This is a genomic window from uncultured Romboutsia sp. (assembly GCF_958366745.1).
GTDB lineage: Bacteria > Bacillota > Clostridia > Peptostreptococcales > Peptostreptococcaceae > Romboutsia > Romboutsia timonensis.
Map to the genome: position 1 here is coordinate 1 of NZ_CATXCO010000064.1, position 10,856 is coordinate 10,856.

Here is a 10,856-nt window from a genome sequence, read left to right on the forward strand (position 1 = left end):
TGATAGTTAAAAAACTTTATATAGTAATTTCAATATACTTAGTAAAATAACTAGCACAATAGATTAATACAATTAAATATGTAAAATAAAATTATTAAAAAAGAAGGTTGCCTTAAAGGTTAATCTTCTTTTTTGCATATATAATGAAACTATGGTATGAAAAATTTTGCTGATAATCGCAAAAAAATAAATTTTTGAAATACTTCGCCAACGAAGTAGCTCAAGCAACTGATGAAACTAATTATAATATTTAAAAGTAATATATAATTATTTTACAAGTTCTAAGATAAATGTTGATTTGATACACATTATGTACATTTATTATTAAGTTCGATTACTATAAAACTTACACAGAATAAGTAACATAATATGTTTTAAAATCATAAAATAAAGTGAAATTAAGTGTTTTTTTGATTATAAAGTCAAAATTTAGATATTATTAATTGATTAAAATACATCAAGGAGGCATGGTTTATGAAAATTTTAATAATTATAGGCTCAGATGTATACGCTCGTAGAGTTATTAAATGTATAGAAGCTCTTATAAAATCTGGAGAGGAAATAAGTATAAAGTGTATATTAGATAATAACGAAGAAAAAAATGATGTAAAAGGATATAAAATACTAGATAAAATAGATAATGCTAATTTGTATAATGATGAAGACACTAGTTTTATAATAGCTATAAAAAATAATAAAACGAGACAAGAAATAGCAGATAAATTTCAGGAATTTGATTATTACACAGTTATTCATCCTAAAACGCATATAGGAGAGAATGTATCTATAGGCAAAGGAAGTATAATAATGGATGAAGTTAATATAAAAGATAATACTAAAATAGGTAATCATGTAATAATTAATCATGGATGTATAATAGATGAAAATATTATAGTTGAAGACTATGTTAATTTATTACAATCATCTAGCCTAGGCAAGCTTGTAAAGTTAGATTCATTAACTAGTATAGGCAAAGATATTTTAGTAATACCAAAGATATGTATAGGCAAAAAAAGCATAATTAAAAATTCATCAATAGTTATAGAAGATGTAGGAGATAATTGTATTATGGAAGGAACTCCAGCAAAAATTATAAAAAAATTATAAATTACAGTAACTTCATTTAATCAATTCAAACTTAAATTTATAATATGGTTAAATGAAGTTACTTATCATTGTAATAGATTTGTATTATTTGACAAAAAAAATAAAAGTAGAGTATATTTTAAATAGACTTTAAATAGATTTTAAATAGAATGATATTTTAAATACAACCAAAAGGTGAAGTAAACTATGAACACAAGAGCATTAAGCATTATAAAAATATTATTAAATTCAGTAGAGCCTGTAAGTAGCCTTGCACTATCACAAGAAATAGGGTGTTCTACAAAAACCATACAAAATGAAATAAAGGAGGTAAATAAAGAACTTAAAAATTGTGAAATTGTATCAATAAGAGGTATAGGGTATAAGATAGAAGGAAATCTTGATGATATAGACATTAAAAATAGTGATCTATATGATTACGATAGAGTTGAATACATAATAAAGAAGATTATAAATATAAGCTCTACAGATAAAGATACTATAAAGCTAGAGGACTTAGCAGACTCTATGTATGTAAGTCTTTCAACAGTTAAAAATGATTTAAAAGAAGTTAAAAAAATATTAAATGAATATAATTTAAAAATAAGTTCAAAACATAAACAGGGAATTTGTATAGAAGCATCAGAAGAAGATATAATCAAATTTATAATAAATTATTCAAATAAAGTTGATAATAGTTTAAGTATAAAAGACTTTTTAAATAATAATATAATTGAAAATCTATTTAGCATAAAGAAAATTTTATTAGATACATTAAGTTATGAAAATATGATTTTAACAGATAATGAGTTTAAAAATATAGTAAACTATATAAGTATATACTTAAGTAGAAATAATACTAATCAAAGTGATTTTATAAAAGAATATATAAAAAAATATAAAAGTAAAAAGGAAAAGCCTATAAGTGAAGATGAACAACTTTTAATAAGAAAAGCTATAAAAGAATTTTGTAGAGATTTAAATATTGCAACATCTATAAATCTATCACATGATAAAATATTTGAAGAGTGTTTATTTAATCATATATGTAATTTATACAAAAGAGCTGATTTAGGTATAAATCAATATGAAATAACTGCTGGGGAAATAAAACTTAAATATCCTTTTCCCTTTGAGCTTGGGAAAATAGCGAAAAAGACAATAGAAAAAAACTTAAATATGGAAATAAGTGAAGATGAAGTTGAAAATATTGCCCTTCATATAGGTGGAGCACTTGAAAGAATTGATAAAAGGGACGAAAAAAAAGTATATAAAACTATAATAGTATGTACTTCTGGTGTAGGTACATCCATGTTAATAAAATCTAAGCTTGAGAATATATTTAAAGGAAAGTTAGAAATAATAAAAGTAATCCCTTCTTATTTAATAGATTATATAAATGTTTTAGATATAGATTTTGTAATATCTACAGTTGAAGTAAATTTAGAAAATGTTAATGTAATAAAAGTATCTCCAATGCTTACTGATAAGGAAATAAAACTAATAGAAAAGTATATTGAAACAGAAAATGTTTATATAGATTTAGACATACAAAATTTATTTAGCAGTGAATTATTTTTTAAGGATATAAAAGCTGAAACTCGTTCACAAGTAATAGATATAATGTCTAAAAAGTTAGTTGAAAAAGGATATATAGATGATACTATGAGGCAATCATATTTTGAAAGAGAAACAATAGCAACTACAGAAATCGGAAATATGGTAGCTATACCTCATGGTGCTAAAGGAGAAGTATACGAAAATAAAGTAGCTATAGGAATATTAAAAGAACCTATTTCCTGGGAAGTAGGAAAAGTAAGATTGGTTATAATGCTTGCTTTAGATAAAGAGAAAATACTAGACTATGAAGAGGTATTTTCAAAAATATATAAAAGGGTAGATTCTATTGCCAAGGTAATAAGTATATGCGAAAATAAAAGCTATGAAAAATTTATAAAATTATTTAAATAATTAAAGTATATAAATTAAAAATTAATAAATAATAAATATAGATAAATTTCTCTTTTAACTAAGAGAAATTTTTTGGCTTTCACGGAAAACATTTTCAACTTATTATATAAATATAAAGAAACAAGAGGAGGGAAATATATGATATATACAGTAACACTAAATCCATCTATAGACTATGTTATAGAGTTAGATAGCTTAAATCATGGTAGTGTAAATAGAGTAAATGAAGAAAATATATATCCTGGTGGAAAAGGAATAAATGTAAGTAATATACTTAATGAATTAGGATATAAAAATATAGCACTAGGATTTATAAGTGGATTTACTGGGAAATATATAGTAGATTCTATGATTGCAAAAAATCTAAACTGCGATTTTATTGAACTTTCAAACGGATTTACTAGAATAAATGTAAAAATAAAAAGTAATGAAGAAACAGAAGTAAATGGAAATGGCCCAAATATTAGTGAAGAAGATTTACAAAAACTTTATGATAAAATAGATAATTTAAAAAATGGTGATATATTAGTACTTGCAGGAAGTATACCATCTACTGTAGATGATAAATTATATGAAAATATAATGAAGAGATTAGAAGATAAAAATATAAAAATTGTAGTAGATGCAACTAAAAACTTATTATTAAATGTATTAAAATATAATCCATTTTTAATAAAACCAAATAATCATGAATTAGAAGAAATGTTTAATGTAAAGCTAAACTCTATAGAAGATATATCTAAGTATGCTAAGAAGCTACAAGATATGGGAGCAAGAAATGTGTTAATATCTATGGGAAAAGATGGTGCATTACTTCTTACAGAAAATAATGAGGTATTTTTAAGTAACACACCAAAAGGAACTGTTAAAAACTCTGTAGGGGCAGGGGACTCTATGGTTGCAGGATTTATAGCAGGGTACTTAAATACTAATAAATATGAAGAAGCTTTAAAATTAGGTGCAGCATGTGGAAGTGCTACAGCATTTTCAAGTGATTTAGCAACTAAAGATTATATAGATAGGTTAGTAAATGAGATAGAAGTTAAAAATATAAAATATGATAATGTATTATAAATTTAAATCATAGAAAGGTGATTAAAATGAGAATAACAGATTTATTAGATAAGAAGTCTGTAACACTAGATCTAGTAGCATCTACTAAAATGGAAGCTATAGATAAAATGGTAGATTTAGTAGGAAACAGTGGAAATTTAAATAATAAAGAAGAATACAAAAAAGCAATAATAGCTCGTGAAGAAATGAGTACAACAGGAATAGGAGAAGGAGTTGCAATACCTCATGCAAAAACTAAAGCAGTAAATAAAGCATGTTTAGCTTCTGGGGTATCAAAAGATGGTATAGATTATGAATCTTTTGATGGAAGTTTATCTCATTTATTCTTTATGATAGCAGCACCAGATGGAGCTAATAATACACACTTAGAAGTATTATCAAGATTATCTACAATACTTATGGATGAAGAATTTAGAAATAGCTTAATAAATGCAACTTCAGTAGATGAATTTATAGCTTTAATAGATAAAAAAGAAAGTGAAAAATTCCCTGAAGAATCAAGAGAAGTTGTAGAAGAAGTAGTTGTTGATTCTAAATACCCTACAGTACTTGCAGTTACAGCTTGTCCAACAGGAATAGCTCATACTTTTATGGCAGCTGAAAGTTTGGCAAAGGCTGGAGAGAAAAAGGGAGTATCTATAAAGGTAGAAACTAACGGTTCTTCAGGAGCTAAAAATATATTAACTAAAGAAGAAATAGAAAATGCAACGTGTATAATAGTAGCAGCAGATAAAAATGTTGAAATGGCAAGATTTAATGGAAAGAAAGTTATAATAACTAAAGTTGCTAATGGTATACACAAAGCAGATGAACTTGTAGAAAGAGCATCAAAAGGTGATGCACCAATTTATAATCACAGTGGTGATGTAGTATCAAATAATGAAGATAATGAAAATGAAAGCATTGGTAGAAAAATATATAAACACTTAATGAATGGTGTTTCAAATATGTTACCATTTGTTGTTGCAGGTGGGATATTAATAGCAGTAGCATTTTTAATAGATACAATGCTTGGTCAAGTAGGTGGAGCAAACTTTGGTTCAAACACTCCAGTAGCAGCAACATTAAAGAGTATTGGAGATTTAGCATTTAGTTTTATGCTACCAGTTTTAGCTGGATATATAGCTTATTCAATTGCTGATAGACCAGCTCTTGTAGTAGGGTTTGTTGGTGGTGCTATAGCAAAAGATGGTGGAGCAGGATTTTTAGGTGCTTTAATAGCAGGTTTCTTAGCAGGATACTTAGTTGTAGGACTTAAAAAGTTATTTAGTAAACTTCCACAGTCTTTAGAGGGTATAAAACCAGTATTATTATTACCGCTATTTGGTACACTTTTAATTGGTATAATAATGACATTTATAGTACTTCCTCCAGTTGTAGCAATAAATAATGCTATGGTTAACTTCTTAGCTAGTCTTGGTGGAACTTCAAAAGTATTACTAGGTTTAGTATTAGGTGCTATGATGGCAATAGATATGGGTGGTCCTATAAACAAAGCTGCTTATGTATTTGGTGTGGCATCACTTGATGCAGGTCAATATGAAATAATGGCAGCAGTAATGGCAGGAGGTATGGTACCACCACTTGCAATAGCTCTTTGTACAACATTCTTTAAAAATAGATTTACTAAGGAACAAAGAGAGTCTGGTAAAGTAAATTATGTAATGGGATTATCATTTATAACTGAAGGTGCAATACCTTTTGCAGCAGCAGATCCACTTCGTGTAATACCAGCTTGTGCTGTAGGTTCAGCAGTTGCAGGAGCATTAAGTATGTTATTTAATGCATCGCTTAGAGCACCTCATGGTGGAATATTTGTTGTACCAGTTGTTACAAATCCTATTATGTATTTAGTAGCAATAGTAGTTGGTTCAATAGTAGGTATGGCTTTATTAGCAGTTTTAAAAAAGCCTTTAGATAAAGAAGCATAAAATAAAAAGCCCTATAGAAATTTATCTATAGGGCTTTTTTACGTATAAGAAACTATGATATAAAAATTTTAGATTTTAGGATAAGATTAATAAATTTAAAACTATAAAAATGATATTTTGAGCATTGGATGTGTGCGAAATATTTACCAAATACGTTTTTAAAAGTGGTAGCGAGTTAAATATCGTTGACTGTATGAATTAATTCGACGACTCGTCACTAAAGCGATATGAACTTTTTATTATTAAGGTTTATATAACTTAGAATTATGTTGTTTATTTTTGCTATAAAAAATATAGTTTGAGTCTAAATACTATAAAGAAAAAGAGAGTTAAGAAAGGGTGTAGGCGTTGATATATAATGTAAAATTTATATAGGAAAATTGAAATAGAAATAGTTGTAATAAGTAGTAAATAAATGTAATTTTATATTTTTTAAGACATTATAGAGATTTTACGATATACTAAAAGTAACAAAACAGTAACAAAAAATTGGAGGGACTATTATGAAAAAGAAACTAATCATGTCTACAGTTGCTATGACTGTTATGTTAGGCTTTAACAGATTAGCCTTTGCCGATACAATAAACAATAATGAGAATACACAAAATGATAATAAACAAGAATTAACATATAATAATGGATACGTAAATTCAGATAGAGTTAACTTCCGTAAAGGAGCGTCAACAAATTCAGATATCTATAAAGTATTAGATAAAAATACTAGTGTAACTATATTAGATTATGAAGGCGATTGGAGTAAGGTAAAAATAAATGATACTGTAGGATATGTTTATACAAAATATATAACTGCTGGTAATAAAGTTATAGATGCATCTAATATTGATGAAAGTAACACAGTAAGTTTAGATGTTAAGGCTACAGCTTATGCAGGAGACACTATAACATCTACAGGTACTGTACCTACAGAGGGAACGACTATAGCAGTTGATCCAAGTGTAATACCTTATGGTTCAAAAGTTTATATACCTGAGTTTGACAAGGTATTTACAGCTGAAGATTGTGGAAGTGCTATAAAAGGTAATAGAATAGATATATTTATGGAAAGTGAAGCAAAATGTAATGAGTGGGGAGTAAAAAATATTACTATCTACATGTTAAAATAATATAAAATCTTAATATAAAATATATTTTAGTAAATAATAAAAAGTAGCTTATTTAATCATAAGCTACTTTTTGTAATAAGTAATATTTTGAGCAAAGCGAATTTTAGATTACATACAAGATATTCCTATTACTCCAGGTCCAGAGTGAGAACAGATAACACATCCTATATTAACATCGTAAACATTTTTAACCTTAGCATGTTTTAATAAAGTTTCTCTTAGTGTTTCTAAATCTTCTTTGTTGTCTCCACAACCAAGAAAAATAATTCTATCAGTTAAATCATCCCCATACTTTTCAACTAAAGAATTTACTAAACTAGTGAATATTTGTTTTTTACCTCTTACTTGAGATTTTTGAACAACTAAACCATCTTTAACATTAAGTATTGGCTTTATATTAAGTAAACTTCCTAGAGCAGCCTTAGTAGATGATATTCTACCACCTTTTTTTAAGTACTCTAATGCATCAACAGAGAATATAACTTCTATATCATTTTTTAGGTTTTCTAAGTTCTTAACTATTTCATCAACAGATAATCCTTTTTCAACCATTTCACAGGCCTTTATAACTAGTGGACCGGCACCTATAGAAAGGTTGAAAGTGTCAAATATAGTTATATTAGCATCTACATCTCCTTTTGCAAGTACGGCACTTTGGTAAGTTCCAGATGCAGCTGATGAACCTGCAAGATACAGAATTTCATCATCTTTATATTTTTCAAAGAATTTTACAAATTGAGCATATGTAGCCTGAGATGTTTTAGGCATAGTATCATTTTCTCTAAGCATTTTGTAAAACTCATTAGTAGTTATATCAACTCTGTCTAAATATTCTTTTTCATTAAATATAACTGTTAGTGGAACTATATCTATATTGTGTTTTTTTATTATTTCAATTGGTAAATCCGTTATACTATCACATAATATTTTTATCATTATTTATAAGTCCTCCAAATACTTTGATTAACTAAGTAATATTATAGTATCATGAAACAAGCATAAAAGTAAACAGTTTTTTGATAATCAAAATAATTGATATGTGAAGGATTTTATAAAAGAGTATGACTTAAAAATTTTTCAAGTCATACTCTTTTAACTTTGATATTTATATATTAATTTATTATTTAATTATAGCTATAAGATTTGAAAAATATATATTTATACTTTTAGATTTTTTATTTATAAATATAGAAACAAGTCCAATCAATATATTAAGCAATATTATACAAAGAGAAGAAACTATGTAATCTGAATTAAAAATTATTGAAGTTCCTTTATATAAACAAATTACACATAATATTACTAAACATAAATATTTAACATGAGTAAAAAATATTTTTCTAAAAATATTAGAAGCATCTTTATATTTTTCAATATCTAAGTCACGTAAATTATTTAAATCTTTTTCAACTGATGGATTACAACAAAATGTTATAAACTCATTTGATGTAAATAAAAATAGATTAAATAATGCGAAAAACATCATTACAAATCTTAATAATAGGTATAATTCGTTAACATCTTTACTAATATAATTGTTAAATATAGATATACATACTGGGTCAAATATTAAGAAAAATGTAGTTGATATTTTCAAAAACTTTTCTTCTAGTAATATCTTTTTTAATTCAAGTAGTTTTGATATGTCTATACACGTAAGTTTTTTTCTCATATAAATCCTCATTTCTTTCAAATAATTACTAAATTATATTATATGATAAAGTGTCGAAATATAGAATATGTTGGATATAAAAAAAGAAAAAAGTAATATAAATAATAAGTTAAACTACTATTTTACATTTGATTTTATTGGAGTTTGATATAACAAGTATTTTAACGTATTGCTATTAAAAGGATAGAGTGAATATATATCAACAACAACTGATAAAGGAACTACAAATTCTTTATTAGGCTTTGATATAGTTATAATTTAAACTCTAATAAGATAAGAAAATTATTGGAAAAGGTTAATAAGGGTATAATAAATTAATATAAAATACATATCATAAGTTTGATATAGGTTACAAGTTAATATAATGTAAATTAATAAGCGATATATAAAGGAGAAAAAATGAAAGATAAAAAAGAATCTAAAGGAATAGGATGGAACCTAGACAATAGTTATTTAAATCTTCCTAAGGTATTTTTTAGTAAGATAAATTTAAATCCTGTATCATCTCCTCAATTAATTATTTTAAATGACACATTAGCAAAAGAGTTGGGATTAGATAGTAATTATTTAAAAACTGAGGAATGCGTAAAAATACTATCTGGGAGTGAAACTATAAAGAAAGGTGCTTTTATTGCACAAGCCTATGCAGGGCATCAATTTGGGCATTTTACGATGCTCGGAGATGGAAGAGCTTTATTAATAGGAGAGCAAATAACACCATCAGGAAAAAGATATGATATACAACTTAAAGGATCAGGGAAAACTCCATATTCTCGCGGAGGGGATGGAAGAGCAGTGCTTGGACCTATGATTCGTGAATATATAATAAGTGAAGCTATGTATAATCTTAAAATTCCAACAACACGTAGCTTGGCAGTAGTAAAAACTGGAGAAACTGTAATTAGAGAAACTGTAAAAGAAGGTGCAATCCTAACTCGTGTGGCGTCTAGTCATATTAGATTTGGAACTTTTCAATATATATCACAGTGGGGAAATAAAGAACAACTTAAAGAATTAGCTGATTACTCAATAAAAAGACATTATCCATATATAGAAGATGATGAAAATAAGTACATTAACTTTTTAAAAGAAGTAATAAAAGCTCAAGCAAGTCTTGTTTCTAAATGGCAATGTATTGGATTTATACATGGAGTTATGAATACTGATAATATGACCATTAGTGGAGAAACTATTGATTATGGACCTTGTGCTTTTATGGATACTTATAATCCAGATACTGTATTTAGTTCAATAGATGTATATGGTCGATATGCATATAAAAATCAACCTAAAATGCTAGGATGGAATTTATGTAGATTTGCAGAAAGCTTATTGCCGCTACTACATGAAGATCAAAATGAAGCTATAAATATAGCTCAAGAGGCGATTTCTGATTACGATGAGATATATTACAATAATTGGATATCTATAATGAGATCAAAGCTTGGTATATTTAATAAAGAAGAGCTAGATAAAGCTATAATTGAAGATTTACTTAGTATGATGGAAAAGTATAACGAAGACTATACTAATACTTTTGTTTCTTTAACTACTAAAAATAATATGGATAAAGGTATGTTTATTAGCGATGAATTTAAAAATTGGTATGATAGTTGGCAAGAAAGACTAAAAAGACAACCAAATTCAAGTGAAGAAGTTAATAAACTTATGAAGGAATCTAATCCTTATGTGATTCCAAGAAATCATAGAGTAGAAGAAGCAATAGAAGCTGCTGATAAAGGGGATTTAAGTGTTATGATGAAGCTTCTTAATGTACTTTCAAGACCATATGATTATTCAAATGATCAAGATGATTACACAACTCTTCCAAAACCTTCAAGTTGTCCTTATAAAACATATTGTGGAACATAAAATTAAATTATTAAAAAATATATTTGTAATATTATAAATAAAAGTTCTGTTAGATAATTATGAGATTTATAATAGTTAAAAATAGCTAGGCATTAATATTCAAATGTCTAGCTATTTTATTAAGTC

The 10,856-nt window shown here is 26.4% G+C and carries 8 protein-coding genes; 6 read left to right on the forward strand and 2 right to left on the reverse strand.

Features of this window, described 5'->3' with window-relative positions; translation table 11 throughout:
• The first annotated feature begins 474 nt into the window (after nucleotides 1-474).
• From Q5F54_RS06190 to Q5F54_RS06210, 5 genes are all read left to right on the forward strand, one after another.
• A complete protein-coding gene (locus tag Q5F54_RS06190) occupies nucleotides 475-1,107 on the forward strand; it encodes a hypothetical protein (protein WP_281537471.1) in 633 nt (210 codons plus the stop codon).
• A gap of 186 nt (nucleotides 1,108-1,293) precedes the next feature.
• Nucleotides 1,294-3,057 carry a PTS sugar transporter subunit IIA gene (locus tag Q5F54_RS06195; protein WP_281537470.1) on the forward strand — a complete coding sequence of 588 codons (1,764 nt, stop codon included), beginning with the start codon at nucleotides 1,294-1,296 and terminating at the stop codon, nucleotides 3,055-3,057.
• Between the two features lie 138 nt (nucleotides 3,058-3,195).
• Nucleotides 3,196-4,131 (forward strand): 1-phosphofructokinase, encoded by a 936-nt coding sequence (gene pfkB / locus Q5F54_RS06200; RefSeq protein ID WP_281537306.1) that lies wholly within the window; start codon nucleotides 3,196-3,198, stop codon nucleotides 4,129-4,131.
• A gap of 26 nt (nucleotides 4,132-4,157) precedes the next feature.
• Entirely contained in the window at nucleotides 4,158-6,062 is a 1,905-nt protein-coding gene (locus Q5F54_RS06205) for a PTS fructose transporter subunit IIABC (RefSeq protein ID WP_302334110.1), read from the forward strand.
• Nucleotides 6,063-6,565: 503 nt separating this feature from the next.
• Nucleotides 6,566-7,186, forward strand: a complete 621-nt coding sequence (locus tag Q5F54_RS06210; protein ID WP_281537308.1) for a 3D domain-containing protein — start codon at nucleotides 6,566-6,568, stop codon at nucleotides 7,184-7,186.
• A 108-nt stretch (nucleotides 7,187-7,294) separates the two neighbouring features.
• Here Q5F54_RS06210 and Q5F54_RS06215 read toward each other — a convergent pair whose 3' ends face one another.
• Nucleotides 7,295-8,122 (reverse strand): DegV family protein, encoded by an 828-nt coding sequence (locus Q5F54_RS06215; RefSeq protein WP_071120684.1) that lies wholly within the window; start codon nucleotides 8,120-8,122, stop codon nucleotides 7,295-7,297.
• A 184-nt stretch (nucleotides 8,123-8,306) separates the two neighbouring features.
• Nucleotides 8,307-8,858 carry a hypothetical protein gene (locus Q5F54_RS06220; RefSeq protein ID WP_071120683.1) on the reverse strand — a complete coding sequence of 184 codons (552 nt, stop codon included), beginning with the start codon at nucleotides 8,856-8,858 and terminating at the stop codon, nucleotides 8,307-8,309.
• A gap of 399 nt (nucleotides 8,859-9,257) precedes the next feature.
• Between Q5F54_RS06220 and Q5F54_RS06225 the strand changes: the two genes are divergently transcribed.
• Nucleotides 9,258-10,730 (forward strand): YdiU family protein, encoded by a 1,473-nt coding sequence (locus Q5F54_RS06225; protein ID WP_281537867.1) that lies wholly within the window; start codon nucleotides 9,258-9,260, stop codon nucleotides 10,728-10,730.
• The last annotated feature ends 126 nt before the right edge of the window (nucleotides 10,731-10,856 follow it).